This window comes from Methanovulcanius yangii, assembly GCF_018687785.1.
GTDB classification, from domain to species: Archaea; Halobacteriota; Methanomicrobia; order Methanomicrobiales; family Methanomicrobiaceae; genus Methanovulcanius; species Methanovulcanius yangii.
Genome location: NZ_LTBL01000001.1, coordinates 309,306 through 335,214, shown reverse-complemented (window position 1 = coordinate 335,214; position 25,909 = coordinate 309,306). Strand labels below are relative to the sequence as shown.

Here is a 25,909-nt window from a genome sequence, read left to right as displayed (position 1 = left end):
TTATATATTTGTTGGCATACCAGGCGGCTCCATTCCCGATGAAAAGGAGGTCTTCCTGTTTCGCTGGCTGAAAATACATATTAACACGATTTAGATCAATATAATTTTATTAAACAACGCTGCACTCGTACCTATCTATGTCCTTTATGATCCTCGGTACCGCATCACATGTAGGAAAGAGCATGACAGTCGCCGCACTTTGCAGGATTCTTTCCAACAGGGGAGTTTCAGTGGCGCCGTTCAAATCACAAAATATGAGCCTGAATTCCTATGTTACCCCTTCAGGAGATGAAATCGGGATTGCCCAGGCAATTCAGGCAATTGCAGCACGTGCCATACCCGGGGCTGAGATGAATCCTGTTCTCCTGAAGCCGAAAGGAGACAGTGAATCACAGGTTGTCCTCATGGGCAAACCCCTCATGGATGTAAAGGTGGGGGAATATTATCGCCAGACCGAACGACTTCTGGACATCGTCACTGAAGCCTATGAACATCTGGCGACTAACTATGAGACAGTGGTTATTGAGGGGGCCGGCGGGGCGGCAGAATGCAATCTTTTCACACGAGATATTGCAAATATACTCCTCGCACGCAGGCTTCAGCTTCCCATCATACTCGTAGCCGATATTGAAAGGGGAGGAGTCTTTGCGCAACTGTACGGAACCATCATGCTCCTTCCGGAGGATATCCGCACCCAGGTAAAGGGAATAATCATCAACAAATTCAGAGGGGACACATCACTCTTCGACGAGGGGGTCTGTATTATTGAGGAGAAATGCGAAGTCCCGGTGCTTGGGATTATTCCCTATACCGACATTGCTCTTCCAAGTGAAGATTCTCTCTCGATTGGCGATAAAATTCAACGGGAGGGAGATATCAGAATCGCGATCATCCGCCTTCCACGAATTTCAAATTTCACAGATTTTGAACTATTGGAACGATATGCACCGGTGGATTTCGTACCACCTGGTACCCCTCTTGACAAATATGATGCCATAATCATTCCGGGGACAAAAAACAGCGTCGGTGACATGGAGGTTGTCCGGTCAACGGGATGCGACAGGGAAATTGTGAAGGCGGCAAAACGCGGCATACCTGTTATAGGGATTTGCGGCGGCTATCAGATGCTGGGTGCCGTCATCCGCGACCACGGTGTTGAGGAAGGAAACATAACCATCAGGGGACTTGGACTTCTTGATATAATCACCGAGTTCTCCGGTTACACGAAGACAACAGTGCAGGTTCAGCGCACGGCTGCGCCGGTTGGTCCCATCCTATCCCGAATTGGTGAAGTGTCGGGGTATGAAATACATATGGGCACAACCGATACGCAGCTGTGTCCCCATGCCTTCGAAACGGAGGGGGCCGTATCAGAGAACGGGATGATATTCGGGACCTACCTTCACGGTCTGTTCCAGAACAGAAATGCCGTCAATGGCCTCCTCTCATATCTTTGTGAAAAGAAGGGGGTGGAGTATGCTCCGGTACCCGAACACTACTCCGAATTCACCGACGACGCGTATGAAAAACTTGCCGCACACTTCGAACGGCATCTCGATATGAACCAGATAATGAAGTGTATCTGAGGAAAGACCAGTTAGCTGATTACATTCATCATACTGCAAAATCCTTCCCTTCCGTTATCGTCACAGCACACCTTTTCAACAGTGTCGAGGGCAACCTCTTCGGTTGTCCGGCAGGACAAACAGAATGCACGCGCTGGAGAGGGGCGCCATGCCCCCTTTGAATAAAAACTGACAGAATGGACGCAAAAGCGGCACCGTTCAATCTGTTCACGCTTATTTTGCAGGCACTGGACTGATCCGCCGGCAACAGGAAGCACCCTCCGGGATGATTCAGTCATACCATACCACACTAAAGCCCTTGGAAGCAAGGATTCTGCCTGCCTCTTCCTCCCATTCCCTTCCCTCGCAGGGAAGGGAGGCAATCGAGATCTTCCACCATTCGGCAAAATCATCGTCATCGGTCAGGACGGATGACTTCCCCTTCACCCGCGCCACAGGCACCCCGTCACTGCTATAAACCCGCATCCGGCAACAGGTAAAGTTCCGGCAAAACCCGGGGCGGGTTTCGTGGATAATGCAGGGATATCTCCCATCACCCTCTTCACAAAGGAACGGACACCACCCTTCCGTAATCCCCATTGCATGGGCAAGATCAAAATCATCCCTGAATTTTTTTTCGATCGTTGCATAACAAGTTTCATTTGAGAGTTCATGGCGAATGGCTAACCGATTCGGACCCATCTGCCCGACGATACGGACATACTTACCCATTCCAAAACAGCATCGCCCGCATACCGTACACTCAAACCTCTCACGCCGCATAGGTGAGGTATTGTCTCCAGACTATGTGAAAATTGCGACCTGTGCATCATCACAGGTAAACGGGCAGAATTATTGGCGAGAAACGCAAACCATCATCCATGAAGGTCTGTATCATGTGCGGCGGAGAAGGAACGCGCCTTCGCCCCCTGACATTCGAGAGGCCAAAGCCGTGCATTCCGATTGTCAATGTTCCATCCATCATTCATCTGGTTGATCATCTGGCAAACCTCGGATTTACGGATATTATCATTACCCTCGGCTACAAGGGAGACACCATAGAAAAGACCCTCGGTGACGGGTCCCTCTTTGGGGCGGATATCACGTACGTCCACGAAGAAACAAAACTTGGAACCGCAGGAAGTGTCTTCAATGCGCGTGAGTATCTAATGGAATCACCGTTTCTCGTCGTCGGCGGGGACCATATCACCGATATCGATCTCTTACAGTTTTACCGGGAACACATTCGTGGCGATGCAACCGTCTCAATCGGCCTGATAAGCATCGATGAACCATCCGAGTATGGTATTGCAGAAATCGATGCGGAATACCATATTCTCCGATTTAAGGAAAAACCCGGCCCAGGAGAAATTTTTTCCAACCTGGCAAGTACCGGCATGTATGTCTGTAACCCTGAAATCTTTGAATATATCCCCCGGAATACAAAATTTGACTTTGCTAAGGACCTTTTCCCAATCCTCATGAATAGTCCTTCCACCCATCTTGCGGGATGGCTGGCACGGGGAAACTGGTCTGATGTCGGGAGTCCGCGATCCCTCCGGGAGGCCGAACACTGGAAACTGCAGGAGATGTCATATACTAATATTTCCGGCGACATCACGGTGAAAGGAGGAACCATACACGGTCCGGTGAGTCTGGGAGATGCGGTTGTTGTCGGCCAGAATTCCAAGATCATAGGACCCGTTTCCATCGGTGCCGGGACAGAGATCGAAAAGGATGTAATCATCGGCCCGTACACGAGCATCGGGAATAACTGCAGGATTGGCGAGAAAGCCAAAATATTTTCATCATCCCTTTATAATCATGTCAGGGTTGGAGACAGTTCAACTATCAGTGGGAGCATCATCGATAATCATGCCTCGATAGATAAAGGGTGCAACATTGAGAATGACACTGTTATCGGTCCACGTTCAGTCATCGGAGCCGGAAGTGTTGTCCATGCTGGAATCAGGATCTGGCCGGAGGCCTTGATTGAAAAAGGAACGGCGGTCAGGGAGATCGTACTCAACGACAAGTATGACATGTCCCATCACGGGTCCTGAGGCGATCAGTTGTGGCGCATCAGGCGGTGCGTCACTGCCACAAGGGGATGGCGGGCATAATCAAGAACCCGGACATCGTCCAGGGTTTTCAGTTTCATCTCTTTTGCCGTCCGTTCAAGCCCGAGTTCGATATCTTCATCAATTTCTATGATGTATGCATCGAGTTCTTTGATTCCAATACGTTTTGCAGCGATTGCCCGGTGATGACCATCAACGAGAATAAGCCTTCCGGGGCGGCGAACGACGATCAAAGGTTCTGCAAGCCCTTTTTTTATTTCATAGATTCGCCCCTCCAGCTCGTCCTGATATATCTTTGACTGGGTTGGCAGCAACTCTCCGATGGGCACGGACTCACGGACAAGGGCCGGTTCGACATCGTGCAGCTGTCGCAGGGTCTCAATAAATTTAAAGACTTTATCCGGGGACACATGCTCAATCTGTGAGCGAATAACATCGGCATTTGAAATAATCCCGATGAGGTTATTTGCATCATCGACAACCGGAAGCTTCTGAATACCCGAACGAAATATTACCCGTGCGGCATCGTTGATATCCATATCAGGGTCAGCTACGATCAGGTGGCGGGACATGATTCTCTCAACCGGCGTGTGAGGATAGACGAAGAGAAGATCGCGTGCCGCAACATACCCCACAACTTTTCTTCCGTCAACGACGGGAAATCCGTCGTGGTTGGTATCCCGTATTGCATTTATGACGTCCTTTGCGGTGCCGCTGGCATTTACCGTCACCACATCGTAGGTCATGTAGTCCCGGACCTTCTTTTTCCCCATGCGTATTCTCTATTGTCATCGGGAATTCATCAATGAATCGATGAAATGGTAAAAAAGTGTTATTCAATGGGAATGACAGTCCCGGTTTCCCGGGCAAGTTTTTTGAACCGAACCTCGAGGACTCCATTCCTGAATGTCGCTGTCGCACCCTCGTCCACAACCTCTGAAGGAAGGTATACCCTCCTCTGCATATTCCCGGCAATTCGTTCCCTGACATAGTAGTCCGGTTCTTCTTTTTCCTCATAATCCACCTTCTTCTCGATACGTATTTCAAGAATCTGCGGATCAACAAGGCGGATACTGACCTCGGGTTTCTCGACACCGGGGAGATCCGCGGCGATGATAACCTCTTCGTCCTCTTCCCAGACGTCGACGCGGCACTCTCCCCGCAGAGCCGGCCCCACTACAGCCGGAAGACTCGTTCCCGTGGCCATTGTGCTGTGAACACGGTCCTCCCATTCTGCAAGCATTTCATCCAGTTCATTCCATAGCATATTAAACGGATATCTTCTCCTTATAGCCATCATCTACCTCCGCATACCCTGAGAACACACTCAGATACTACCTTGAAGTGAGCATTAGATTAATAAAATTATCCCTGGATTCATACCTGAAATTCGGGTGCGAAAAAGTAGCAGGATAATACAGCTTTAAGGCATACAGTTGCAAACCTATTACTTAATGGCAAAAAAGGATACGAAGAAGAAAAACGATGACTGGGCGAAGACAGCGACCCGGGTATTCGTCGTATTCATCCTGATATCCTGTGTTCTTGGATTTACTCTTACCATGGGGTTCTTCAATATATTCAAGAAGGCAGAAGAGGGATCGATTGTGGCCGTGCAGTATACCATACGTGATGAGACAGGAACACCTATCATTACCTCCGACACCTCGGTAGTCGAGACGGAAGGCATTCTTGCAGGTGTAAGCCAGCCGATCCAGTTCATGGTTAACCAGACCTATGACGACTTCATCGTTCCTGTTGAAGTCTATGTATACCCGTCCGGTGTCATCAGCTACGCTCTCTTTGAAACAGAGATGCAGGCAATCAGTGACAGTGTTGTTGGTCTTGGAGAAGGCGACTCGACGACCGTTACTTTCCCATTCGGTTCATCAATGGAGCGGGAAATGTCAAAAGAACAGTACGAGAATATCGGTGGCAACTTCTCAGAGGCTGAAGTTGGTATGTGGATTCCGCTCGGATTCGCTCCTCAACCTGAGATCGCACTCGAAAATGAAACCCCGCAGACAATTGCAACCCGCTATGCAAGGATTACAGATATTGGCGATGAAAGTCTGACGGTCCTATACGGATACGCCGGTGCCGACGTCAGGGTTGAGACCATAGTATAACGCAAGGCGGGAGGTATTTATACCTCCTCCCCCATCTCTTTTTCATGCCACTCGAGGTGCTCTGTTTTTATCAGGAAAACTGTGTCGGCTGCGAGGAACAGGAACCCATCAACCGTGAAGTCGAGAAAAAGACGGGAATTCATATTGAGGAGATCAATGCGGTGAAATCTCCCGAGGTGATAAAAGAATACGATCTGCACCTCACTCCGACGATTGTTATTCTATTCGACAAAGAAATAAAAGAAAAATTCGTGGGCGTTATTCAGTCCGAAGAGCTGGAGGAGGCCGTCCGCCGATATATGTGATCAGACACGGGTTCCGTACACCCGTGTAATCTTCCGTGCATACGCCTTCCATCCCTCTTTTCGCATCATGGCTCCATCCCTCAGTTTGATGTGGGTTATACGGAAGGGTATTTTTTCTATCCGTTCGATCTCACCGATTACGAAGTCACGCTCACCTTCACAACGGATGTAATACGGGATAGTCCTTCGTTTATCGTGAACGGACACCTTGACGACCACTTCATCCACAAGGCGCGTCCAGAGCGTTGATATCTCATACGCTTTAGCACGGTTTCTGCGCTTGTCTCCGCATTCAATCCCCGTCACCTCTACAGTGAAGACCTCATCACCGATCTCAGCAACCAGGAGGTCTCCCTTCCCACAGATTTCATCCTCGAGTAGTTCGACATTCCCAACTTCGGAGATTTCGGCATCGCTCACAACGGTGCGGATGACAAGGACCTCCGGTTCTTTGGGTTTGCGGATATGGAAAATATTCCCGCAGTCCACGCACTGTACCAAAAGGTCCCCGGCCTCTTTGAGTATTGCATGGTCATTTTCCTCACCACAGGACGGGCATCTGCAATACGTTTTCATTCTCACCTTATTGAACCGAGAAGAAGATATACCCTCCCGACAGGGCAGTGACTGCAGGTACAACAATATTGAAATAATGACAGAATCACATCTTGTGCAGCAGCATGGAAGAGTGTATACGCGAATTTATCCGGTGTTCCGGACACCCGAATGTCAAAGCGGATCACAGGACCACCTTTGAGATAACGACGGATTCGTACCTGACAACATGTGGCACATGCATCGTCGGAATCGATTCAGATAAAGGAGCTGCTGCACTCTCGGATGCGTTTAAATCCGCCCTTGCAAGGGATGAGGCAGTACTCAGAACCACACTTGAAGGTGGCGGTCACTCCTGCATAATCCTCTCCAAAGGAAGCGAAAAAATGAACCTCTCACACCCGACAGATCTCGTATGGCGCATGAGCGAATATGTCTGCGACAGGACAGTAGGAATCTGCTCTGATATGCCCGCTTCGGGCATTCCCCGGCCTCTGATTGAATGGCTGAAGAAAGGAAACCCGATGACCGTAAAAATGGAGGTATTCAGCCGTCCTGAAGAAGAGACACCTTCATTTCAGCTTCTTCAAGGATTGTTTCACACTCCTTGACGAGTGAGACTCCACGCTCGTACAGTTCGATCATTTCATCAAGAGGGGCGGACCCGTCTTCAAGTTTTGCCACGATGGTTTTGAGTTCTTCCATCTTTTTTTCATAACTTATCGTCATAACGCATCTCCATTACCTTTGTCTTTGCCGAACCGTCATGCCAGAATACCATGATTTCATCCCCGGTGCTGACATCATGTGCCGATGAGATCAGTCGGTTGTTATCCCGCACCATCGTGTATCCTCGTTCAAGGGGAAGGAGGGGATGAGCGGCACGAAGTAACCCGGATAAATTTGCAAGTTCAACCTTCTGGCGTTCTATAATGCGCTGATATCCCCTGTTCAGCCTGTCTGTCATCTCTGCAAGACCCTGCTGCTCAAAATTGATTCTCTTTCTGAGGCGATCCGGCCGCAGACGAAGACAGAGGTAGACGAGGCCCTCATGCTCCCGTACAATCGTGCGATCGACCGACCGCCTGAGGCGCTCATGGATCTCCTCAAGCCCCCGCATCATCTCAATCCGGTCCGGAACAACCAGCTCTGCTGCAACAGATGGCGTTGCAGCCCTCACATCGGCGGCATAATCCACCAGTGTCGTGTCAACCTCATGACCAACTGCACTGACCACCGGCGTTTGGCATGCGGCAACTGCCCGGACAACATCAGGATGATTGAATTCAAAGAGATCTTCGAAACTACCTCCCCCTCTTCCGACGATAATGACGTCAACCCTGCCGTCGAGCGCGCGAACAGCAGCGGCAATCTCCGTATGTGCACCCTCACCCTGTACTCTGCAGGGGGCAAGAAGGACCGGCAATGGATACCGACGTGCAATCACACGTTCGATATCCCTTCGTGCCGCCCCTGTATCAGCGGTAACGACACCAACAGAAGCAGGAAATTGCGGCAGTGGCTTTTTCCGATCAAGATCGAAGACACCTTCCTTATCGAGCGCCGCTTTCCAGCGTTCGACCATGAGGTGCTTATCCCCTTCCCCCGCAGGTCGCATATCACGAACGATGAATTTGTATTCTCCATTCGGTTCGTAGAGATCCACAGAACCGTACGCAAGAACCTGCATTCCGTTTGCCGGAAGAAACTCAAGCTCACGGGCATAGGATTTCCATACCGCACAACGAATAAGGGATGGGCGCCGTGAGGTGTCGGCACTTCCTGAGAGGGAGAAATAGAGATGTCCCGACCGATGATTTGTGCAGTTCGTGACTTCCCCGGATATCCACACGTCACGCAATCTGCGATCATCCAGCAGATCCCGTATCACCGCTGAGATCTGGTCAACGGAATAGACAGGACAGGAGGTTTCGCGCGAATCAAACCAGTCCATCTGTCAGATATCGTCACTGGCCATGTTCAACCTATGGGTTGACCTCAACAGGAAATTTAATGGGATACCATGAAAAGGAGTGATCATGGTCCGGATCGGTTGTTCGAGCATGTTTTTCCACGAGTACCAGGTCAGGGAAATATTTTCTTTTCTGGAACAGGCAGGATGTTCTGCAATAGAATTCTGGGTTGAAACGCCGTATTTCTGGTTGTCGGGACTGCCGATTCAGGAATTACGAGAGTCTATTGATGCCCACCCATGTCTCTTACCAATCGCCATACATGCACCTGTTCTGGATCTCAACCCATGCTCCATCAATCCCGGGATTGTCGAAGTATCGATTGGGTATACCTGCAACGCCGGAGAGATTGCCGCCCTCACCAATGCTTCACTCCTGACCATCCATCCTGGAAGAAGAACTGCAAAGCGCCCCCCCTCGGAGATGGACTATCGCCGACTGGAATATTACCTTGATGCAGTCCATGCCTGCATGAAAGACACCACCGTGCCGGTTGCCATTGAAAATATGGAACCAAAGATCAATGCATTGCTCTGCTCCCCTGAACAGATGGCAGAAGTCCTGGAAAATCATCCCTGGCTTTCTTTTACCCTCGACACTGCGCATGCCGAAACAGGAAATGCCGACGACCTCGAAGATTACATCAACTGGTTTTTTGATCGTATTGCAAACGTTCATGTCAGTGCCGTCGGTGCCGGGGGGCCGCATATGCGGGTTCATGGTGATCAACTCACGGGACATGCAATCGCCCTGCTTGCCGATTACGGATACGAGGGGCCGCTGATTCTTGAACTCGAGGATCTCCATTTCAGCAGACACCTGTCCGGAGAGGAGAAAGTAACCATTCTCGAAGAAGAAGTCGCCTTCCTTGAAAGTTTCTTTGACTAAAAGGTTTTATGTGGATGTACCACCAAAGAAGATGCGTTACAGTATATGAATAGTTACCATTCTATAAGCCGTACGGACGGCCGGGTGCAATGATCGAATATAGTGTTGCACTGATATTTTTTGTGGTCTGCATCTTTCTCTCAGGATTCTTCTCCGGTTCAGAGGTTGCACTGATTTCTTTAAACGCTGCAAAGGTGCGGACACTTGTCGAGCAGAAGAAAAAGGGGTCATCCGCCCTTGAACGTCTGAAGGCAGACCCTGATCGCCTCCTTATCACCATCCTCATAGGGAACAATCTCGTCAATATCGCCGCGGCATCAATAGCCACGGCAGTTGCAATTGCCATTTGGGGGGAAATTGGAGTAGGAATTGCAACGTTCTTTACCACGCTCGTGATGCTTACCATGGGGGAGATACTTCCAAAGACATACGCTGCGCGGTCTGCAGAACGGGTTGCTCTTCTCGTGGCGCGCCCCATCCTCTACCTGTCATATGCCCTGTATCCGTTGTTCTGGGTAATTGACGTCGGGAAAAAGACTTTTTCCCGGGATCGGATCACCAGACCCACAGTCACGGAAGACGAGATTAAACAATGGATTGATGTGGGAGAAGAGGAAGGAACCATCGAAGAGCAGGAGCATGAGATGCTCTATCGGGTCTTTCGTTTTTCCGAAACCATCGCCCGTGAAGTCATGACACCACGCGCAGATGTTGTCATGATTGATGTTGAGGATCCCCTCGAAGACTCAATCAACATCTTCAATGAAACCGGATATACCCGCATCCCGGTCTACGACGACCAGATCGACAACATCATCGGTATTCTGAATGTCAAGGATGTGTTTGAGGCGATCTATTCGAAGCGGGAGAATGTGACGATTCCCGAACTCATCTACGAGGCATACTTCGTTCCAGAAACGAAGGATATTGATGACCTGCTTCGCGAGCTGCAAAAGAAAAAACTGCACATTGCCATTGTCATAAATGAATATGGCACCTTCGCAGGAATCATCACTGTTGAGGACATCCTGGAAGAGCTTGTCGGCGAGATCATGGATGAATTTGACGAAGAAGAACCGGAAATTCAGAAGATTAGCGATATGGTCTATATCATTGATTCACGAGCGTGGGTTGACCGGGTAAATGAGACCCTGAATATATCCCTGCCTCTCGATGATTCTTATGAGACGATGGGGGGCCTAATAACCAACCAACTCGGCCACATACCGAAAAAAGGAGAAGTCGTTGAAATGCCGGAGAGCGGAATCAGACTGATGGTGATGAGAATGGCGGACAAACGTATCGAGGACATCAAACTCATCTTCCCGATGGAAACCGGCAGCGGTGAGAATCGTTAAGATTCTCGCCACCAAATGAATCCTATGAAACGCATTGCCGTTCTCGCGTCAGGGAATGGATCAAACTTTCAGGCTATCATCGAACGTGTACGAGACGGTGCAATTCCGGGCCGCATCATCCGCCTGATAACCGACAACCCCGGGGCTTATGCAATTGAGCGGGCAGGCCGGGCAGGCATTGAGGTACGCGTCATCGATTTTCGTTCCTTTGATTCCCGATCAGATTATGACAGGGTACTCGAACAGGCAATGGATGAGACAAGAGCGGATCTCTTCGTCCTCGCCGGATATATGAGACTTCTCAATGACAAAACAGCTGCAAAATTTGCAGGGAAGATGATCAACATTCATCCATCGCTGCTTCCAAGCTTTGCCGGCCTTCATGCCCAGCGTCAGGCAATTGAATATGGGGTGAAGGTAGCCGGATGCACAGTCCATTTTGTCGATGAAGAGATGGACTCAGGCCCGATCATCATCCAGAGGGTTGTAGATGTTGCGGAGACCGATGATGAAGATTCATTAGCACAAAAGATCATGATACATGAGCATCAGGCACTCCCCTATGCCGTGCAGCTATTTTGTGAAGACCGCCTCAGGATCAACGGGCGTCAGGTTCAAATTCTCAAAGACGCCGAATAACGTTTATATCTGAAACGTACGGAAAGCAGAAACAGACAGGACCATGGGAATACGAAGAAAACGCCCGAAAAAGAATACGGTCGCACTCGAACGCATCGAAATATTATTTCGAGAGGCTCAGGAGGAGTTTGGCATTCATCCCGAACTGAGCAGAACTTACGTTGAACGGGCACGCAGAATTGCAATGAGGGATAGGATACGTATTCCCAGGGAACTCAGACGTAAATACTGCAGGAAGTGCTTCGCATATCTCGTTCCCGGCATCAATGCGCGGGTCCGGATTCACAGAGGAAAAATTATCATAACATGCCTTGAATGCGGCAACCAGTGGAGACATCCGGTGGTGAGGAACTATAGGAAATAATCGAGCTGAACAAAAGGAAGCGAGCCGGCTGAAGGCATCGGTATGGATTGGGAAAAACGGCGTATCTGAGCATACAATCGACGAAATATGCCGTCAGATACGTGACAACAGAATTGTCAAAATCAAATGGCTCAGAAGCACAGAAGTGGAACCGGAAGAAATTGCCCATCTCTGCGCTGCTCGCCTTATACAAGTGCGTGGAAGAACGATGGTCTTGGGACGCAGGTAACGGACAACCGGATTCGGGGAAAAATGAAGCGCACCACGAAATATATAAGAGGCGCTCTGACCAATATGTAAAGACTGCTACTTGGCATAAATGAGAGTGGTTAGTGAATGACAACCGTATACGACATACCCCCTGAGGTACTCATCCAGAAGGCTGCAGAAGAGCTCAAAGCTATGGACGCAGTCGAGTCTCCGGACTGGGCACAGTTCGCAAAGACAGGGGTACACAAAGAAGCACCACCGTATGATGAGAACTGGTGGTACATACGCGCCGCATCTGTACTGCGCCGCATTTACGTCGACGGACCCGTCGGCGTCGAACGACTCAGAACATTCTACGGAGGCAAGAAGAATCGGGGCTCAAACCCATCTCAGTTCCGGAAGGGAAGCGGCTCGGTGCTACGCAAAATCGTGCAGCAGCTTGAGCAGGAAGGCCTTGTTGGAAACACCCCTGAAGGGCGTGTTATCACTGCAAAGGGCCGTTCCTTCCTTGACGGAGTTGCCTTCTCCGCCAAGCCGGAGATCGTAGAACAGAACGCTGCACTTGCAAAATACTGATGGACGTGAGATAGATGGGAGACGACGAGCTTGCAGACCTCCGCCGCAGACGCATGGAAGAACTCCAGCGTCAGCAGATGAGTCAGGCTGCAGCAGAGGAGGAGATGGCCGCCCGGCAGAAGCAGCAGGAAGCCCAGATCCAGATGATCCTTATGCAGATCCTCGAACCCGAGGCGCGTGAGCGGTTGAATACCATCAAGCTGACCCGTCCGGATTTTGCACAGGCTGTTGAGCACCAGCTCGTTATGCTTGCCCAGAGTGGAAGACTCAGGGGAAAGATCAACGACGAGATGCTCAAAGGATTGCTCAAACAGCTGACACCGCAGAAGACCGACTACAAAATAACACGCAAGTAATGAAGGCCGGAGTACTCTTTTCCGGTGGAAAGGACAGTTCCCTTGCTGCCCTCATGCTTTCCCGCGACTATGATGTCGAACTCAACACCTTTGTGTTCAGGCGGGAAACACCCATCAGGGCCATTGAGAATGCAGCAGAGGCATTGGAATTTCCATTGAGAAAACGGGTATTTTCAGCTGGACTGCTTGAAACGGTTGTCGATATGATGGCATCGGACGGATATCCGAACAATGCCATCAACCTTGTGCATAGGAACGCCATCACCTCCCTCGCAAAGGAGTATGATGTTATAGGGGATGGAACACGGATGAATGACCGTGTTCCTATGCTCACCCTGCCGGAAGTACAGAGCCTTGAGGCACGGTATGAGTGCACCTACGTGCGGCCTCTGCTTGGATTCGGCAAATCCGCCGTTGAGGAACTTGTCGCCCGCCACTTTAAAGTGGAATACGGGGAAACAGGTCATATCGAAAACGGGGATTATGAATCGGAAATCCGGGCAGCATTCAAAGCACGGGGAATCGACCCGTATAGAATATTCCCCTCCCGCCACCAGCAGTCACTGGTGATTGGCAGACAGGAATAATGCCACCACATGGTGAAGGAAACATGAGCAAAATTACAAAGGGCCGTAAGGTCAGGCTCGCAAAGGCATGCGAACAGAATCGCCGCGTGCCTGCATGGGTAATGATCAAGACAAAAAGGAATGTGGTATCACACCCGCGCCGCCGCAACTGGAGGCGCAGCTCCCTGAAGGTGTAAGGCTATGGCAGATATCCTCAATGAACAGATCTACATCATCCCTCTCAGGGATGTCAAAAAGGCTCCCCGCTGGAAGAGGAGCAACCGTGCAATCAAGGAGATCCGTTCCTACCTCTCAAAACACATGAAGAGCGAAGAAATCAAGCTCGACAAGAGTATCAATGAGAAGGTCTGGGAACATGGATCCGAAAAACCGCCGCGAAAGATTCGCGTCCGGGCGATGAAGTTCGAGGACGGCCAGGTCCAGGCAGAACTTGCAGAAGAGTGAAATGACAGAAACGATCGACTTTGCAGGCAACGAACATATCGGCGTGTACACCCGAGTATTCGACGATGTTGCATTCGTTCCACCCGAAGCCCCCGAAGAGTACATCAGTACCGTAGCTAGAGAACTCCAGGTGGAAATTGCCGAAACGACAATACAGGGAAGTTCCATTATTGGGTCACTCCTTGTTGGTAATTCCCGTGGTTTCATCGTCTCCGGACTTGCAACAGCCCGGGAAATTGAGTTTTTGAAAGGCTACCGAGAGGTGATGCTCCTTGAGCGGGGAATGAATGCAGCAGGAAATGTCATTCTCGCAAATGACGACCTTGCTGTAGTCCACCCCGATATGCCGGAACGGATAGCAGAGGAGATCTCCACTTTTCTCGAAGTTCCCGTCCTGATAATGCCTATAGGAGGCATTGCTACGGTCGGAATGGTTGCAGTTGCGACAAATAAGGGATTCCTTCTGCCCCCACGAGCTTCCAGACAGGAGATCGAAGCAATCGAAGAGTATACCGATCTTCCGGTTGGAACGGGAACGATCAACATGGGATCCAATCTTATTGGAACCGGCCTGATTGCAAATTCGAAGGGATACCTTGCGGGAACGGCAACGAGCGGATTTGAGCTTGGAAGAATTGAAGAAGTTTTAGGTTTTGTGGAGTGATTACAATGACAGAACAAACATTTGAAGTGCAGGGCGAATACCGTGAACGTGATGCATGGAAGCCCTTTACAAAAATCGTTTCAGCCGCTAATGAAAAGGGTGCCGAAGAGCGCATTTTCAATATTATCGGAAGTAAACACCACCTTAAAAGGAATTATATCCGGATAAACGGCATTACTCTTGCAAGTGGTGAATAACGTGACTGATGTGGACCCTCGAGACATTCAGATGCTTGAACAGTACCTTACACAGTTTACTCAGCAGGTGGAGGCATATTCCAGGCAACTCGAAATGCTGCAGGGACGCAGGCTTGAAACAGCCACTGCGGCTGAAACCCTGAAATCCCTTGCTGATGAAGATGAACCTGTGGTACTTCTTCAGATCGGCGGCGGTGCCAGCCTCAGGGTAAAAATTCTCGATACTGACTCCGTTCTTCTGAATATTGGTTCGGACGTTGTTGTTGAGCGTACTAATGCGGAATGTACCAACTATCTCGAAAGCCGCATTACGGAGCTTGAAGCACTCGAAAAGAAAGTAGCCGAATCCATTGAACAGGTTCAGAAACAGGCAAAGGAAGTCGCATCAAGAATGGAGGCGGCTTACATGCAGGTCCAGTCACAGATGAACCGGGGCGCATAATGCGTGATCCAGCATGTTTGATTCTCTGAAGTCAAAACTCCTAAATGTCCGGGGAAAGCTATCGAAAAACATCGAGGAGTCCATTGAAGAGACCTACGCGGGTTCAGATGCGGTTCGTGTGACCGGATCACCTGAAAGGTCTCCTTCTGTTGAAACGCAACCGGCCAAGCCATCAGAAAAACAATCATCGAAGGTCACATCCAGATCTCAGCCCTCTTTTAGCGACAAGGTAAAAAGCCTCGTCAAAGATCGTGAAGTTGTGATCTCTGAGAAAAAGATTGAAGGTACACTTCAGGATCTTGAGATCATCCTACTGGAAAATGATGTTGCCCTTCCTGCGGTTGATGCCATCTCATCAAAGATGAAAGAAGACCTGACGGGGTCGAAGAAGAAGATCACCCAGTCTGTCGATGCGATGGTCGTACAGGCGCTCAAGGATGCGCTCCTTGAAGTCCTTGGGGAAGGTTTCTCGCTGACCGGTTACATCGATACTCACGAGCGTCCGGTAAAGATCCTCTTTACCGGGGTAAATGGAGCAGGCAAGACGACAACAGTTGCCAAAGTTGGACACTTTTTGAAAAAGAACGGCTACAGCGTGGTGATCGGATCCGGCGATACCTTCCGGGCAGGTGCAAATGAGCAGATGCAGACGCATGCCGATCGAATAGGCATCAAGGTCATCAGGCACCAGGAAGGTGCCGATCCGTCTGCAGTCCTCTTTGATACCGTCGAGTATGCCAAAGCACATGGTATCGATGTCGTCCTTGCAGATACGGCAGGGAGGTTCCATAACCGGGCAAACCTGATGAACCAGCTTGAAAAAATTCGTCGCGTGATGAAACCCGACATCGTCGCCTATGTCGATGAAGCTGTCGCCGGAAACGATGCCGTCATCCGGGCTGAAGAGTTCAACAATGCAGTTGGGACGGACACCGTTGTTCTTACGAAAGCGGACATGGACACAAAGGGGGGCGCTGCAATATCGATTGCACACACTATTGGCAAGCCCATCATGTTCCTTGGTATCGGCCAGGGGTATGACGATATTATACCGTTCGAACCAGCAACAATCGTTGAAGAAATTCTTGGAGGAGAAGAAACATGCTAGACAGATTCAGCACAGGGCTCAAAGATGCGATGAAGAAACTCGCCGGCAAGACCGTGGTTGATAAGGCCGCGGTCGAAGAGCTTGTGCGGGATCTGCAACGTGTTCTGATCCAGGCAGACGTAAACGTTAAGCTGGTGATGGACCTCACGAACTCCATCAAACAGCGCTCGCTGGAGGAAGCCCCCCCTGCAGGAATGAGCGTCCGTGAGCATGTGCTCCGGATTGTGTACGAAGAACTGGTATCCCTGATGGGTCCGGACGCCGATGTAAGACTGGAACCCCAAACCATCCTCATGGCAGGGTTGCAGGGAAGCGGAAAGACCACCACCACCGGGAAACTCGCCCGGTATTTCCAGAGAAAGGGACTTCGCGTCGGAGTAATCTGCGCCGATGTCTTCCGTCCCGGCGCCTACCAGCAGCTAAAAACCCTCTGTGATAAAATCAATGTGCCCTGTTACGGCGAGCCGGGTGAAACCGATGCCGAAGATATCGTTCGTCGGGGTACGGACAAATTACACACGGCCGAAGTGCTGATTGTCGATACCCAGGGCCGACATGCCCTCGAGGACGAACTTATCAATGAGATCATTGCCCTCAACAAGCTTACCGCCGCCACCCACCGATGGCTCGTCATCGATGCGGCGCTCGGACAGCAGGCACGTGAGCAGGCACGTCGCTTCCATGAAGCGATAGAGATAGACGGTGTCATCATCACCAAGATGGACGGCACCGCAAAAGGCGGAGGAGCACTCTCTGCTGTTGCAGAGACAGGGAGCGGAATCGTCTTTATCGGGTCGGGGGAGACCATCGAAGACCTCGAGCGGTTTGACCCCGACGGATTTATTTCGCGCCTACTGGGCATGGGAGATCTCCGCGCACTCGTTGAACGCGCCGAAGAGGCGATTGATACCGATGACATCGATGTCAATGCGATGCTGAAGGGGAAATTTACCCTCAGGGACATGTACAAACAACTGGAGGCGCTCAAAAAAATGGGGCCCCTCAAACAGGTGATGGGCATGCTCCCAATGGGCAATGTCGAGCTCCCTTCAGATGCCTTCGATGTCACCTCCGCCAAGATGGACCGGTTCAAAGTGATCATGGATTCGATGACAAGCGAGGAACTTGACAACCCCACCGTCATCGGGGGCTCCAGGGTTCAGCGCATTGCGATTGGCTCAGGCACTTCACCAGAGGAAGTGCGCGAACTGATCAAATATTACAAGACCATGCAACGCATGATGAAGGGAATGCGCGGTGGCGGCGGAAAATTCAATATGCAGCGTATGATGAAGAAATTTGGCGGGATGTAACGACAGATGAAACGATTTATTATCGTCGGCCACAAGGCCAGTACATCCGGGGATTTTTCTCTGAATGACATGCCGGGGGGTGCAGGGAGGATGGATGTCCTCTGCCGCTGCGTTAACTCCTCCCTCTTTCTCTCCCACGATTTGCGCCGCGATGTGGAGTGCTATCTTGTTCTTCAGGGGGAACCCGACCCACCGAAGACCATCCTCTTCAGTGGCGAACGTGTGCGGTACCTGAATCCCGATGAACGCAGTGCAGGGTCGCTGATCAAAAAGGCTCTGGCGGCAACATGCCGCGACGAGTTTTCCGAATCAACGAAGGGCGTGTATGTTCGAAGAGGAGGCCTTGACCGGTTGCTCTCGGAATTTCAGGTGGCACTACTTGATGAGAACGGAGAAGATATCCGGACAATGGCCGAACTGCCTGACGCCTATCTTCTCTCCGATCACATGAACTTTGCAGAGGAGGAGGAAGCGCTGATTCAGGACGTACAGAAGGTATCTGTCGGCCCAAAGATCCTTCACGCGGATCATACGATCACGATCATGCTCAATGAAATGGACAGGAGGGAAAACCCATCGGAGTTATAGAAGATTCCCGTAGAGTAACCGAATACGGTCCGATATGCAATCACTGCCTCGGCCGGTTTTTCGGGAAACGCTCTTTCGGGATTACAAATGAGAAACGAGGGGAGGGGCTTCGCACTGCGCTTGCACTTGAAGACGATACCCCATACTCTCCTGAAAAAGAGGAATGCTGGATTTGCGGAAATCTCTTCGATGACGTTGAAGCCTGGGCTGACAAAATTGTCGACGCCCTGGAGGGTATCGAATATCATACCCTTCTCGTAGGGTGCAGAGTACCGCCGATGATAGCAGAGAGCGAGGAGATGGTCTGGAGTGATCTTGGCCTGAAATCGCCTGAACCCCTGAAGGCACAGTTCAACCGGGAAGTGGGAAAGGTTGTTACAGCCCGCACCGGGGCGGAGGTTGATTTCAAACGCCCGGATATCGTAGCCGTCTGCAATATCGAGGACGACTGCGTCGAGATTGAGATCAATCCCATCTTCATCTATGGCAGATACTGCAAGTACCTTCGGGGCATTCCACAGACACGCTGGCACTGTCGTGAATGCCGTGGGAAGGGGTGTCCGAGATGCAACTTTACCGGAAAAATGTACGAGACGTCTGTCGAGGAACTGATCGGTGCGCGTGTCATCGAAGAATTCCATGCTGAGGATGCAATACTCCATGGTGCAGGCAGGGAAGATATCGATGCAAGGATGCTTGGAACCGGAAGGCCCTTTGTACTTGAGGTGATCCATCCCCTGAAACAGGACATTCCTCTCGAGTATCTCGAAGAAGAAGTTAATCGACATGCTGACGGGAAAGTCGCCGTGATCTTTGACCATCTCAGCAATCGGCGCGAGGTGGAAACCATTAAATCCGGAAAAGCTCATAAGAAATACAGCATTCTGGTAGAAGTCGACGGCGAATTCTCCGTTAATGATATCAAATCATCCCTGAATACCCTCAAGGGTGCTCAAATTTCACAGCGCACGCCGGAGAGGGTTTCTCATCGAAGGGCTGACAAGATACGGAAACGGCATGTCATAGATGTTGAGCTCATGGATGTGGTTGACGGCAAATATGTGATAGAAGTTGTCGGCGATGCCGGCCTCTATATCAAAGAGCTCATCTCTGGTGACAACAAGAGAACAACACCAAGTCTCACGGAATGCCTCGGGGCACCAGCCCGGGTCACCGCCCTTGACGTTATCAACGTTGAAGGGGTGGTTCCGGAGAAGAAAACCGAACAAATGGAGGATAAGGAAAATGGCACATCACAACGGCCCGAGAAAGAAGACCAGGTATAAGTTTAAAAAGGCGCTTAGACGCCGCGGTATCGCACCGGTAACGTCAGTCATTCAGCAATTCGATGAGGGACAGAAAGTCCACATTGTCATCGACTCCAGTGTCCAGAAAGGGATGCCTCACCGCAGGTTCCACGGAAAGACCGGAACGATTGTTGGACGTCAGGGACGTGCATGGGTGCTCAGCATTACCGATGGCGACAGCGTCAAGACCGTGGTTTCCCGACCGCAACATCTAAAACCCCAAAAACTATAATTTCCCTTGTGATTGGCATGAAAGTAAAGGGAATAATTGGTGAAGAAAGGATTTCGCTCCCGGAAGTACGTGAGATGCTCCTTGCCGTCGAATCAGCGCGGCTCGAATCAGGAAGTGAAATGTCCTATGAACTCCGCAGGAGTATTGAGCATGCCAATCATCTCTCAAAAACCGATGCGGATAACGCACGGGCTCTTCTTGATGAGCTCGCAACGCTGGAAAAGATGAAACCAGACATTGCTTACCGCATTGTCAATATTATGCCAAAAACCCGGGATGAACTGAGGGCAATCTATGCCAAGGAGCGGTTCACCCTGACAGGTGATGAACTCGATGAGATCATCGATCTCGTTTTAGCTCATTATTGAGGGTGATTATTTTGCGGTCTGATAAAAAAGAGCTTTATGCAGTCGTTATTGACTTTCTCCCCCGTGGTCGGATCGAAGCAATCCGCCAGCAGTACAAACCTGAACCGCTGGTACAGGGAGTGGGTAAAGATCAGTTCAAACTTCTGGAACTCGTCCCGAAAGTGAGTGATATTCAGCTTCACGATGTGGTGTATATCGGCGATCGGGAACGTGACAAGATAGAGCGGGTCAAACGTCGTATCGGCTATGAGGATCTTACCCAGACCGCAAAGATGGAGCTTCCTTTTGCAATCGAAGCGATTGTAAAAGAAGAAGAACAGCGATTTGTAGATTTCTACAACAGCGCCGTCCCTATCTCTATCAAGCTGCATATGCTCCACCTTCTTCCGGGTATTGGAAAGAAGCTTCTTCAGGAAATCCTCGATGAAAGAACGAAAAAACCGTTCGAAAGTTTCGAAGACATCTCAACCCGGATAAAAGCCATACCGCATCCGGAGCAGATGATTGTAAAGAGAATCCTGGAAGAGATCGAAGATCCGGAGATAAAATACCGGCTCTTCACATCGAAATGAAGGCTCCAAGGGACCAGCATTTTCTCATCGACCGAAAGGCAATCGAGAAGATTGCCGGCATGGTCGATGTTGCCGGAAAGCGTGTGCTTGAAATTGGACCGGGAGAAGGCCCTCTTACAAAAGCCCTTCTGAATCGCGGTGCAACCGTCATCGCGATAGAACTTGACAGCGGCCTTGTCGAGGATCTGAAAATCAGGTTCGCCCGCGAGATTAAAAATGGCACCCTCATTCTGATTCACGGAGATGCCGTCCGGTGCGAAATCCCCCCTTTTGAAAAAGTCGTGGCAAACCTTCCCTACTCAGCATCATCCAGGATCACCTTCCGTCTCCTGGATATCGGATTCGGCGAAGCAGTGCTGATGTACCAAAAGGAATTTGGACAGCGCATGATTGCTCCGCCGGGTACGCCGGGAGTGGGCAGACTTTCCATAATGGTACAGACATATGCAAAGGTCAAACCAATGATGCAGCTATCCCCAAAGGCATTTTCTCCCCCGCCGGAAGTTCATTCCTGGGTGATGAAGATCACTCCCCGGTCTCCTCCCCATCCCATTGCAGATACGGACTTGTATGCACTCATTGTTCGTGAGCTCTTTTCGCACCGCCGAAAAACCGTGCGGAAGGGATTGAAAACCTCACGCAGTCTCCTCGGTACAGAGACCGTGGATCGCATCATAGGCACACTCCCCGATGAACTTCTTGCTAGACGGCCGGAAGAACTCTCACTTAAAGAATTTGCCGACATTGCAAATGCCGGGGCTGCACAACCAGAGAAGGCGCACAGATCGGCAAAACAGTAGGTTAATTTTTTTGGATCATTACCCGCGTTCCGTGCAATCCGTCGATAAAAACAGATCGTACAGATGCACCGGATGCGATTGACACTTCATAGACCGGATAGTAGAATCGATCACAGCTTCGAATTTCCGAGGTCGGTTCGATGACTTTGAGGATGGTACGGATGTCATCGGTGCGGACGGGGCATTCCTCAACCGTCACTTCATCAAGCACGACCGGTGGCGAGGGGAGGGTGCGCACTGAAGTACCGAGTTTGGGAATGCCGTGACTGACCAGCGGAACATAAACCGGTACACCGCCCGCATATTCTGCCGCTGTGACTAGTTTTCGTGCAAGAAGCTCATCGATCGCCCTCTCGACGGCCGCGGGCCCAATACGGGCTGCCGCCTCAATCTCGGTCGGGGTTTCCCCGGTCATCGAAAATGCTGCAAGAACACGTATGGCTTCCTCCGAAAGCCCAATGTAATCGGAAAAACAGGGTCGGAGCCGGAGACCACCGTCAGGCTCTGCGCAGTGACCATGTATTCCGTCAATAAAAAATGCTGTTTCCTGCGTATTTTTCTTTATCCTCCCAGAAATATACCTGACATTCACATGATAAAGCGGCCAGTACAACAGTTCCACCGAGGCGAGGCGTTCATCCTCTCCAAATATCAGAACCTTCTTTTTCAGTTTGCCGCCTGCGATATTGAGTGCCTCATCCCGTGTAATATGAACAGGCATTCCTTTGAGTGCAAGAGGGGAAGGGTTTCGTCTCTTGCGGACCTTGGCACGGGGCGTCTTGGGAGCTTTGGCCGTTTTACTGCTCTCTTCCGGTTCTGCGATCAGGGATGCCGGTTCACGCGATGTACTCTTTCCAGCTGTCTCCGCAGCCACATCAGGAATATTTTCAGACTCCCCCATGGGCGGATGTGACATTTCTGCAGGCTCGGTGTCCTCCGGTTCCGGCGATAGCGGGCTTGGTTCCCTGGGGGAGAGGAGAGGGGTAAGCCCACGGTGTTTGGTTTCCCGTTTGGCAAACCGCATCTTGGTCTTCTCACGGGTGAGCCCCCCCATCACAAAGAAATCGCCGGGATTCAGCGTTGAGAGTTCTTCAACCTCCCTCTTTGAGCCAAAGAAGAGATCCACCGCCTTTAGATCATTTTCAATGGAGAGCTTCCCGATGATCTGATTGTTGCATTGTGAAAGCACATTTTTTGTGACGATGGCCGGCCTCTGCGTTGCAACAAGCATCCCAAGACCCCGCTTTCTTCCCCTTCGTGAGATCTCTTCAATTTTCTTGATGGAATCCTTACTCTGGGGGATGAACTTGTCCGCCTCCTCCACAATCAGGAGATATGGCTGGCGTTCATCCGTTGCAATATCATAGAGTATGTGGGCAAGGCGAGCGACCTTATCGGTCATTGCAACCTCAGACACATCATATATGACCGGAATACCGGAATGCATCGATTCGCGCAGAATTTCCTTTAGGTTTGCCTTCTCGATGTCATAGTCACATTCTTCATCCGCCCCTATCCATATAAGGTCGAACTTATCCTTCAGGGAGAAATATTCCCCTTCCGTATCGATAAGGCAGAACCCAATCCTGTACCGGCACAGCTGTTCACATAAAACCGCAATGCTCCAGCTTTTTCCGGCACCTGACTGGGCGATAATGCATGTCCTTCCCGTCACCAGTTCCTGTGCATCGATGGCAAAATCCCTGCCTGCTGCTTTTCCTATGACAATCTCCATAAGTCCGTATTTACAATGTAGCATGTACATGGCTTTAAAGGGTAATGCCATGGGCCGTAACTGAGAAGGAACACCAGATGGAGTCCAAATTGAATAACGCAACAGATAATCCCGGGGAGGGGCACCCCCAATGGCATCCCCAGGTCTACCAGCCGGAAGCGGACACCATGCTTCTCCTGGAGGCAGCCATGCATGAGGTGCATCCAGGAGAGACAGTACTCGAGATAGGCACCGGCAGCGGGTATATTGCCAGGCATATTGCGACAGTTACCCGTTGCTATGCGACCGATATCAATCCCCACGCCTGCAAATCTGCCCGAATCCAGAGAGTGGAGGTCATCAGGACGGATCTGGCATCGGGTCTCTGTCACCAATTTGATGTCGTACTCTTCAATCCACCCTATCTCCCTACAGCACCCGGCGAACGTATCGATGACTGGCTCGAACACGCCCTTGACGGCGGCGAAGACGGCAGGGACTCCATACGACGATTTGCAGATATCCTCTCCGATATTATTGCACCACATGGAAGGGCCCTGCTTCTCATCTCCGACCTCACCGGCATCGACGAAGTCCGGCAAATCTTCAGCAGACAGGGATTTCTCACCTTCATTGTTGCACAGACCGTCGTCGAAGGGGAACGGCTGATAGTTCTTCGCATCATCCATGACCTCTGCGGTATGAGCGCGGGGATGCGGGCATAAGAGATGGGTCTCCCCGAACTTCGCCGGATGAGCAAAATACAATCACGATCGGTGGAACAGGCGGTCAAGTTGGCTTATGGTGTATGAGAGGATAACCGGTCGTCCGTGCGGGCAGGTATAGGGTTCACTGGTCCGCGAGAGCTGATCCAGTAGCCGTTCCATCTGCTCATTGCTCATTGTTGTGCCGGCTTTAATCGCTCCCCGGCAGGCCACCATACAGGTAATCTGTTCCTTTCTCTCATCTGAAGAGAGGGACTTTTCTGCAATGAGATCCCCGGCAATATCCCGAATTATTTCTGCCCCGAGCCTCTTTCCTAATACCATGGGGACTGAACGCACGGCGATGCTGCCACCGCCAAAATCCTCAATGACAAAACCCTGATCCTCAAGAACAGATGAGGCATCGTTCAATGCGGCATGTTCAGCCGGTCTCAGGGATACAACCAGAGGGACGAGCAAATCCTGGCGCTGGAGACGACCATCTCTCCCGGCACTTAGCTGATCATAGAGGATTCGCTCATGTGCGGCATGCTGATCGATAATGAATAGTTCGTCATCAGCCACCGAACCGGCGAGAATGTACCGTTCACATACCTGCCCAATTACCCTCAGGGAGGGAAGGAGCCCGGGTGTATCTCCGAGGCACACCGTCTCTGTCAGTCGCAGCTGTTTGTCTGTCGTTGAGAATTTCAGGTGAACACGGCCACCGGCCTGCACACCGGAACCACCAGCGGAATAGCTCTTCGGCGTCTCTTCACGTACGCCCGATACACGGGGAGAAATCAGGTTCCTCTCACCAATCTCAGCTTCAGTCCTGTTAGTCCTTTTCCGCAGAATATCGGTCGAGTGTAGAGTTTCGGAGACCGCCCGGGTGATCTCCTCCAGAATCTCACGTTCCCGGGAGAGGCGTACCTCACGCTTGGTGGGATGGACGTTGACATCCACCAGTCCCGTGTCGATGGTCAGGTTCAGAAAGACGGACGGGTAGGACCCTTTTGCTACCAGAGTACCATACCCGGCCCGTATCGCCCGCGCGATGGTCTTTGATACCACCGGCCGACGATTGATCGAGATGAAGGTGTCGGCCCTGTTTGTTCGGCAGTCCGAGGGATGGCTGACATATCCGTCAATTCGCATGAACGGCGAACCCGTAGAGATGCCGATAAGCGAGGGTATCCGCTCATGCCCAAAGAGAAATCCGACCGTATCGATAAGCCTCTCGGTTGCCTGCGTCCGTATACGTTCCTGGCCATTATGCATCAGCAGAAATCCTACATGCGGATGCGCAAGCGCCTCCGCCTCGACGGCCAGATAGATCTGGAGCAGTTCGGTCTGTCGGGAACGCAGAAATTTACGACGTGCAGGCGTGTTGTAAAACAGATCTTCTATGGTGACGGACGTTCCACTGGGGGCGGCAACTTCTCCGAAGCCCGTCACCTCACCACCGCTTACGGCCATGGTTGTCGCGGTATCGGCGCCCCTGGTGCGGGTGACCATCAGGACCCTGGAGATGGCGGATATACTTGCGAGTGCCTCGCCCCTGAACCCCATGGATGTTACGACATGCAGGTCCTCAGCATACCTGACCTTAGAGGTTGCGTGCCTGAGGAACGCCTTTTCAACATCTTCCGGGGGGATGCCACAACCATCATCGATGATTTTGATTCGCGTTATCCCCTTCGTATCAGAAAGGAGTTCGATACTGATCGATGAGGCACCTGCATCGAGGGAGTTTTCAATCAGCTCCTTGACCACCGAGGCGGGTCGTTCAACGACCTCACCTGCAGCGATCTGGTTTATCGTATCATCATCAAGGAGCGTGATCCGTGGCACTGATTTCTTCATTCGC

The 25,909-nt window shown here is 50.9% G+C and carries 35 protein-coding genes and 1 pseudogene; 27 read left to right on the top strand and 9 right to left on the bottom strand.

Annotation, left to right across the window (positions count from 1 at the left end; genetic code table 11):
* Positions 1-137: 137 nt before the first annotated feature.
* The gene (locus AZH53_RS01690) at positions 138-1,586 is read left to right on the top strand and encodes a cobyric acid synthase (protein WP_406600365.1); all 1,449 of its coding nucleotides are present in this window, start codon (positions 138-140) and stop codon (positions 1,584-1,586) included.
* A 270-nt stretch (positions 1,587-1,856) separates the two neighbouring features.
* Here AZH53_RS01690 and AZH53_RS01685 read toward each other — a convergent pair whose 3' ends face one another.
* Both AZH53_RS01685 and AZH53_RS11395 read right to left on the bottom strand, forming a co-directional pair.
* On the bottom strand, positions 1,857-2,012 hold the full coding sequence (locus AZH53_RS01685) for a hypothetical protein (protein ID WP_319641829.1): 156 nt from the start codon (positions 2,010-2,012) through the stop codon (positions 1,857-1,859).
* 60 nt (positions 2,013-2,072) lie between these two features.
* Positions 2,073-2,348, bottom strand: a pseudogene (locus tag AZH53_RS11395) (YkgJ family cysteine cluster protein); the annotation flags it as partial.
* Positions 2,349-2,446: 98 nt separating this feature from the next.
* Here AZH53_RS11395 and AZH53_RS01680 point away from each other — a divergent pair.
* Entirely contained in the window at positions 2,447-3,628 is a 1,182-nt protein-coding gene (locus AZH53_RS01680; protein WP_319641828.1) for an NDP-sugar synthase, read from the top strand.
* 5 nt (positions 3,629-3,633) lie between these two features.
* Here the strand turns inward: AZH53_RS01680 and AZH53_RS01675 are convergent, their stop codons facing one another.
* Together AZH53_RS01675 and AZH53_RS01670 are read right to left on the bottom strand one after the other, a co-directional pair.
* Positions 3,634-4,419, bottom strand: a complete 786-nt coding sequence (locus tag AZH53_RS01675) for a CBS domain-containing ParB/RepB/Spo0J family partition protein (RefSeq protein WP_319641827.1) — start codon at positions 4,417-4,419, stop codon at positions 3,634-3,636.
* A 59-nt stretch (positions 4,420-4,478) separates the two neighbouring features.
* On the bottom strand, positions 4,479-4,913 hold the full coding sequence (locus tag AZH53_RS01670; RefSeq protein ID WP_319641826.1) for an Hsp20/alpha crystallin family protein: 435 nt from the start codon (positions 4,911-4,913) through the stop codon (positions 4,479-4,481).
* 187 nt (positions 4,914-5,100) lie between these two features.
* Between AZH53_RS01670 and AZH53_RS01665 the strand changes: the two genes are divergently transcribed.
* A complete protein-coding gene (locus tag AZH53_RS01665; RefSeq protein ID WP_319641825.1) occupies positions 5,101-5,775 on the top strand; it encodes a peptidylprolyl isomerase in 675 nt (224 codons plus the stop codon).
* A 44-nt stretch (positions 5,776-5,819) separates the two neighbouring features.
* Positions 5,820-6,080 (top strand): thioredoxin family protein, encoded by a 261-nt coding sequence (locus AZH53_RS01660; protein WP_319641824.1) that lies wholly within the window; start codon positions 5,820-5,822, stop codon positions 6,078-6,080.
* Here AZH53_RS01660 and AZH53_RS01655 read toward each other — a convergent pair whose 3' ends face one another.
* Entirely contained in the window at positions 6,081-6,656 is a 576-nt protein-coding gene (locus AZH53_RS01655) for an HVO_0476 family zinc finger protein (protein WP_319641823.1), read from the bottom strand.
* 104 nt (positions 6,657-6,760) lie between these two features.
* Between AZH53_RS01655 and AZH53_RS01650 the strand changes: the two genes are divergently transcribed.
* Positions 6,761-7,246 (top strand): DUF371 domain-containing protein, encoded by a 486-nt coding sequence (locus tag AZH53_RS01650; protein WP_319641822.1) that lies wholly within the window; start codon positions 6,761-6,763, stop codon positions 7,244-7,246.
* Here AZH53_RS01650 and xseB read toward each other — a convergent pair.
* Together xseB and xseA are read right to left on the bottom strand one after the other, a co-directional pair.
* Entirely contained in the window at positions 7,182-7,364 is a 183-nt protein-coding gene (gene xseB, locus AZH53_RS01645) for an exodeoxyribonuclease VII small subunit (RefSeq protein WP_319641821.1), read from the bottom strand. The two genes, AZH53_RS01650 and xseB, sit on opposite strands and share 65 nt — an antisense overlap.
* Positions 7,348-8,589, bottom strand: coding sequence for an exodeoxyribonuclease VII large subunit (gene xseA, locus AZH53_RS01640; protein WP_319641820.1), 1,242 nt, complete (start codon positions 8,587-8,589; stop codon positions 7,348-7,350). Before xseA ends, xseB begins: the two co-directional genes overlap by 17 nt.
* 85 nt (positions 8,590-8,674) lie before the next feature.
* On the opposite strand from xseA, the gene AZH53_RS01635 reads away from it, so the two are divergent.
* The 21 genes from AZH53_RS01635 to rsmA all read left to right on the top strand — a co-directional run bounded on the left by AZH53_RS01635 (position 8,675) and on the right by rsmA (position 21,621).
* Positions 8,675-9,496 carry a sugar phosphate isomerase/epimerase family protein gene (locus AZH53_RS01635; protein WP_319641819.1) on the top strand — a complete coding sequence of 274 codons (822 nt, stop codon included), beginning with the start codon at positions 8,675-8,677 and terminating at the stop codon, positions 9,494-9,496.
* Positions 9,497-9,585: 89 nt separating this feature from the next.
* Positions 9,586-10,854, top strand: a complete 1,269-nt coding sequence (locus AZH53_RS01630; protein WP_319641818.1) for a hemolysin family protein — start codon at positions 9,586-9,588, stop codon at positions 10,852-10,854.
* A 24-nt stretch (positions 10,855-10,878) separates the two neighbouring features.
* Positions 10,879-11,493 (top strand): phosphoribosylglycinamide formyltransferase, encoded by a 615-nt coding sequence (purN, locus tag AZH53_RS01625; RefSeq protein WP_319641817.1) that lies wholly within the window; start codon positions 10,879-10,881, stop codon positions 11,491-11,493.
* A 43-nt stretch (positions 11,494-11,536) separates the two neighbouring features.
* Complete coding sequence (locus AZH53_RS01620) at positions 11,537-11,857, top strand: ribonuclease P protein component 4 (RefSeq protein WP_319641816.1); 321 nt, start codon at positions 11,537-11,539, stop codon at positions 11,855-11,857.
* Positions 11,847-12,086 carry a YhbY family RNA-binding protein gene (locus tag AZH53_RS01615; protein WP_319643614.1) on the top strand — a complete coding sequence of 80 codons (240 nt, stop codon included), beginning with the start codon at positions 11,847-11,849 and terminating at the stop codon, positions 12,084-12,086. Before AZH53_RS01620 ends, AZH53_RS01615 begins: the two co-directional genes overlap by 11 nt.
* 107 nt (positions 12,087-12,193) lie before the next feature.
* Positions 12,194-12,643, top strand: coding sequence for a 30S ribosomal protein S19e (locus tag AZH53_RS01610; RefSeq protein ID WP_319641815.1), 450 nt, complete (start codon positions 12,194-12,196; stop codon positions 12,641-12,643).
* 14 nt (positions 12,644-12,657) lie between these two features.
* Entirely contained in the window at positions 12,658-12,999 is a 342-nt protein-coding gene (locus AZH53_RS01605; protein WP_319641814.1) for a DNA-binding protein, read from the top strand.
* Complete coding sequence (locus AZH53_RS01600) at positions 12,999-13,586, top strand: DUF7411 family protein (protein WP_319641813.1); 588 nt, start codon at positions 12,999-13,001, stop codon at positions 13,584-13,586. Before AZH53_RS01605 ends, AZH53_RS01600 begins: the two co-directional genes overlap by 1 nt.
* Positions 13,587-13,609: 23 nt before the next feature.
* Entirely contained in the window at positions 13,610-13,762 is a 153-nt protein-coding gene (locus tag AZH53_RS01595) for a 50S ribosomal protein L39e (RefSeq protein WP_319641812.1), read from the top strand.
* 4 nt (positions 13,763-13,766) lie between these two features.
* A complete protein-coding gene (locus AZH53_RS01590) occupies positions 13,767-14,030 on the top strand; it encodes a 50S ribosomal protein L31e (RefSeq protein ID WP_319641811.1) in 264 nt (87 codons plus the stop codon).
* Between the two features lies 1 nt (position 14,031).
* Positions 14,032-14,694 (top strand): translation initiation factor IF-6, encoded by a 663-nt coding sequence (locus AZH53_RS01585; RefSeq protein ID WP_319641810.1) that lies wholly within the window; start codon positions 14,032-14,034, stop codon positions 14,692-14,694.
* Positions 14,695-14,699: 5 nt separating this feature from the next.
* Positions 14,700-14,891: a 50S ribosomal protein L18Ae gene (rpl18a, locus tag AZH53_RS01580; protein ID WP_319641809.1), complete on the top strand. Its 192-nt coding sequence runs from the start codon at positions 14,700-14,702 to the stop codon at positions 14,889-14,891.
* Positions 14,892-14,922: 31 nt separating this feature from the next.
* Positions 14,923-15,333 (top strand): prefoldin subunit alpha, encoded by a 411-nt coding sequence (gene pfdA / locus AZH53_RS01575; RefSeq protein WP_319641808.1) that lies wholly within the window; start codon positions 14,923-14,925, stop codon positions 15,331-15,333.
* Between the two features lie 13 nt (positions 15,334-15,346).
* Entirely contained in the window at positions 15,347-16,441 is a 1,095-nt protein-coding gene (gene ftsY, locus AZH53_RS01570) for a signal recognition particle-docking protein FtsY (protein WP_319641807.1), read from the top strand.
* The gene (locus tag AZH53_RS01565) at positions 16,435-17,754 is read left to right on the top strand and encodes a signal recognition particle protein Srp54 (protein ID WP_319641806.1); all 1,320 of its coding nucleotides are present in this window, start codon (positions 16,435-16,437) and stop codon (positions 17,752-17,754) included. The genes ftsY and AZH53_RS01565 overlap by 7 nt, the downstream gene beginning before the upstream one ends.
* Positions 17,755-17,760: 6 nt before the next feature.
* Complete coding sequence (gene trmY / locus AZH53_RS01560; RefSeq protein ID WP_319641805.1) at positions 17,761-18,342, top strand: tRNA (pseudouridine(54)-N(1))-methyltransferase TrmY; 582 nt, start codon at positions 17,761-17,763, stop codon at positions 18,340-18,342.
* Positions 18,330-19,628: a tRNA pseudouridine(54/55) synthase Pus10 gene (locus AZH53_RS01555; RefSeq protein ID WP_319643613.1), complete on the top strand. Its 1,299-nt coding sequence runs from the start codon at positions 18,330-18,332 to the stop codon at positions 19,626-19,628. The genes trmY and AZH53_RS01555 overlap by 13 nt, the downstream gene beginning before the upstream one ends.
* Positions 19,588-19,881 carry a 50S ribosomal protein L21e gene (locus AZH53_RS01550; protein WP_319641804.1) on the top strand — a complete coding sequence of 98 codons (294 nt, stop codon included), beginning with the start codon at positions 19,588-19,590 and terminating at the stop codon, positions 19,879-19,881. The genes AZH53_RS01555 and AZH53_RS01550 overlap by 41 nt, the downstream gene beginning before the upstream one ends.
* 17 nt (positions 19,882-19,898) lie before the next feature.
* Entirely contained in the window at positions 19,899-20,249 is a 351-nt protein-coding gene (locus AZH53_RS01545) for an RNA polymerase Rpb4 family protein (RefSeq protein ID WP_319641803.1), read from the top strand.
* Between the two features lie 11 nt (positions 20,250-20,260).
* Positions 20,261-20,821, top strand: coding sequence for a DUF655 domain-containing protein (locus AZH53_RS01540; protein WP_319641802.1), 561 nt, complete (start codon positions 20,261-20,263; stop codon positions 20,819-20,821).
* The gene (rsmA, locus tag AZH53_RS01535) at positions 20,818-21,621 is read left to right on the top strand and encodes a 16S rRNA (adenine(1518)-N(6)/adenine(1519)-N(6))-dimethyltransferase RsmA (protein WP_319641801.1); all 804 of its coding nucleotides are present in this window, start codon (positions 20,818-20,820) and stop codon (positions 21,619-21,621) included. The genes AZH53_RS01540 and rsmA overlap by 4 nt, the downstream gene beginning before the upstream one ends.
* Before the next feature lies 1 nt (position 21,622).
* Here the strand turns inward: rsmA and AZH53_RS01530 are convergent, their stop codons facing one another.
* The gene (locus AZH53_RS01530) at positions 21,623-23,356 is read right to left on the bottom strand and encodes an ATP-binding protein (RefSeq protein WP_319641800.1); all 1,734 of its coding nucleotides are present in this window, start codon (positions 23,354-23,356) and stop codon (positions 21,623-21,625) included.
* A gap of 77 nt (positions 23,357-23,433) precedes the next feature.
* Between AZH53_RS01530 and AZH53_RS01525 the strand changes: the two genes are divergently transcribed.
* The gene (locus AZH53_RS01525) at positions 23,434-24,060 is read left to right on the top strand and encodes a HemK2/MTQ2 family protein methyltransferase (RefSeq protein ID WP_319641799.1); all 627 of its coding nucleotides are present in this window, start codon (positions 23,434-23,436) and stop codon (positions 24,058-24,060) included.
* A gap of 42 nt (positions 24,061-24,102) precedes the next feature.
* On the opposite strand, the gene mutL is transcribed toward AZH53_RS01525, so the two are convergent.
* Positions 24,103-25,905, bottom strand: coding sequence for a DNA mismatch repair endonuclease MutL (gene mutL / locus AZH53_RS01520; protein WP_319641798.1), 1,803 nt, complete (start codon positions 25,903-25,905; stop codon positions 24,103-24,105).
* Positions 25,906-25,909 lie beyond the last annotated feature (4 nt).

What these genes read in the sequence shown, in the direction of transcription:
- AZH53_RS01605 (WP_319641814.1), top strand. Translation starts at nt 12,658, where the DNA reads ATGGGAGACGACGAGCTTGCAGACCTCCGCCGCAGACGCATGGAAGAA.
- pfdA (WP_319641808.1), top strand. Translation starts at nt 14,923, where the DNA reads ATGCTTGAACAGTACCTTACACAGTTTACTCAGCAGGTGGAGGCATAT.
- AZH53_RS01680 (WP_319641828.1), top strand. Translation starts at nt 2,447, where the DNA reads ATGAAGGTCTGTATCATGTGCGGCGGAGAAGGAACGCGCCTTCGCCCC.
- AZH53_RS01665 (WP_319641825.1), top strand. Translation starts at nt 5,101, where the DNA reads ATGGCAAAAAAGGATACGAAGAAGAAAAACGATGACTGGGCGAAGACA.
- AZH53_RS01565 (WP_319641806.1), top strand. Translation starts at nt 16,435, where the DNA reads ATGCTAGACAGATTCAGCACAGGGCTCAAAGATGCGATGAAGAAACTC.
- AZH53_RS01545 (WP_319641803.1), top strand. Translation starts at nt 19,899, where the DNA reads ATGAAAGTAAAGGGAATAATTGGTGAAGAAAGGATTTCGCTCCCGGAA.
- AZH53_RS01660 (WP_319641824.1), top strand. Translation starts at nt 5,820, where the DNA reads ATGCCACTCGAGGTGCTCTGTTTTTATCAGGAAAACTGTGTCGGCTGC.
- AZH53_RS01620 (WP_319641816.1), top strand. Translation starts at nt 11,537, where the DNA reads ATGGGAATACGAAGAAAACGCCCGAAAAAGAATACGGTCGCACTCGAA.
- AZH53_RS01525 (WP_319641799.1), top strand. Translation starts at nt 23,434, where the DNA reads ATGGAGTCCAAATTGAATAACGCAACAGATAATCCCGGGGAGGGGCAC.
- ftsY (WP_319641807.1), top strand. Translation starts at nt 15,347, where the DNA reads ATGTTTGATTCTCTGAAGTCAAAACTCCTAAATGTCCGGGGAAAGCTA.
- xseA (WP_319641820.1), bottom strand. Translation starts at nt 8,589, where the DNA reads ATGGACTGGTTTGATTCGCGCGAAACCTCCTGTCCTGTCTATTCCGTT.
- AZH53_RS01550 (WP_319641804.1), top strand. Translation starts at nt 19,588, where the DNA reads ATGGCACATCACAACGGCCCGAGAAAGAAGACCAGGTATAAGTTTAAA.
- rpl18a (WP_319641809.1), top strand. Translation starts at nt 14,700, where the DNA reads ATGACAGAACAAACATTTGAAGTGCAGGGCGAATACCGTGAACGTGAT.
- AZH53_RS01610 (WP_319641815.1), top strand. Translation starts at nt 12,194, where the DNA reads ATGACAACCGTATACGACATACCCCCTGAGGTACTCATCCAGAAGGCT.
- AZH53_RS01600 (WP_319641813.1), top strand. Translation starts at nt 12,999, where the DNA reads ATGAAGGCCGGAGTACTCTTTTCCGGTGGAAAGGACAGTTCCCTTGCT.
- AZH53_RS01630 (WP_319641818.1), top strand. Translation starts at nt 9,586, where the DNA reads ATGATCGAATATAGTGTTGCACTGATATTTTTTGTGGTCTGCATCTTT.
- AZH53_RS01585 (WP_319641810.1), top strand. Translation starts at nt 14,032, where the DNA reads ATGACAGAAACGATCGACTTTGCAGGCAACGAACATATCGGCGTGTAC.
- AZH53_RS01690 (WP_406600365.1), top strand. Translation starts at nt 138, where the DNA reads ATGTCCTTTATGATCCTCGGTACCGCATCACATGTAGGAAAGAGCATG.
- AZH53_RS01590 (WP_319641811.1), top strand. Translation starts at nt 13,767, where the DNA reads ATGGCAGATATCCTCAATGAACAGATCTACATCATCCCTCTCAGGGAT.
- mutL (WP_319641798.1), bottom strand. Translation starts at nt 25,905, where the DNA reads ATGAAGAAATCAGTGCCACGGATCACGCTCCTTGATGATGATACGATA.
- xseB (WP_319641821.1), bottom strand. Translation starts at nt 7,364, where the DNA reads ATGACGATAAGTTATGAAAAAAAGATGGAAGAACTCAAAACCATCGTG.
- AZH53_RS01675 (WP_319641827.1), bottom strand. Translation starts at nt 4,419, where the DNA reads ATGGGGAAAAAGAAGGTCCGGGACTACATGACCTACGATGTGGTGACG.
- AZH53_RS01650 (WP_319641822.1), top strand. Translation starts at nt 6,761, where the DNA reads ATGGAAGAGTGTATACGCGAATTTATCCGGTGTTCCGGACACCCGAAT.
- AZH53_RS01655 (WP_319641823.1), bottom strand. Translation starts at nt 6,656, where the DNA reads ATGAAAACGTATTGCAGATGCCCGTCCTGTGGTGAGGAAAATGACCAT.
- rsmA (WP_319641801.1), top strand. Translation starts at nt 20,818, where the DNA reads ATGAAGGCTCCAAGGGACCAGCATTTTCTCATCGACCGAAAGGCAATC.
- AZH53_RS01670 (WP_319641826.1), bottom strand. Translation starts at nt 4,913, where the DNA reads ATGCTATGGAATGAACTGGATGAAATGCTTGCAGAATGGGAGGACCGT.
- AZH53_RS01635 (WP_319641819.1), top strand. Translation starts at nt 8,675, where the DNA reads ATGGTCCGGATCGGTTGTTCGAGCATGTTTTTCCACGAGTACCAGGTC.
- AZH53_RS01530 (WP_319641800.1), bottom strand. Translation starts at nt 23,356, where the DNA reads ATGGAGATTGTCATAGGAAAAGCAGCAGGCAGGGATTTTGCCATCGAT.
- purN (WP_319641817.1), top strand. Translation starts at nt 10,879, where the DNA reads ATGAAACGCATTGCCGTTCTCGCGTCAGGGAATGGATCAAACTTTCAG.
- AZH53_RS01595 (WP_319641812.1), top strand. Translation starts at nt 13,610, where the DNA reads ATGAGCAAAATTACAAAGGGCCGTAAGGTCAGGCTCGCAAAGGCATGC.
- trmY (WP_319641805.1), top strand. Translation starts at nt 17,761, where the DNA reads ATGAAACGATTTATTATCGTCGGCCACAAGGCCAGTACATCCGGGGAT.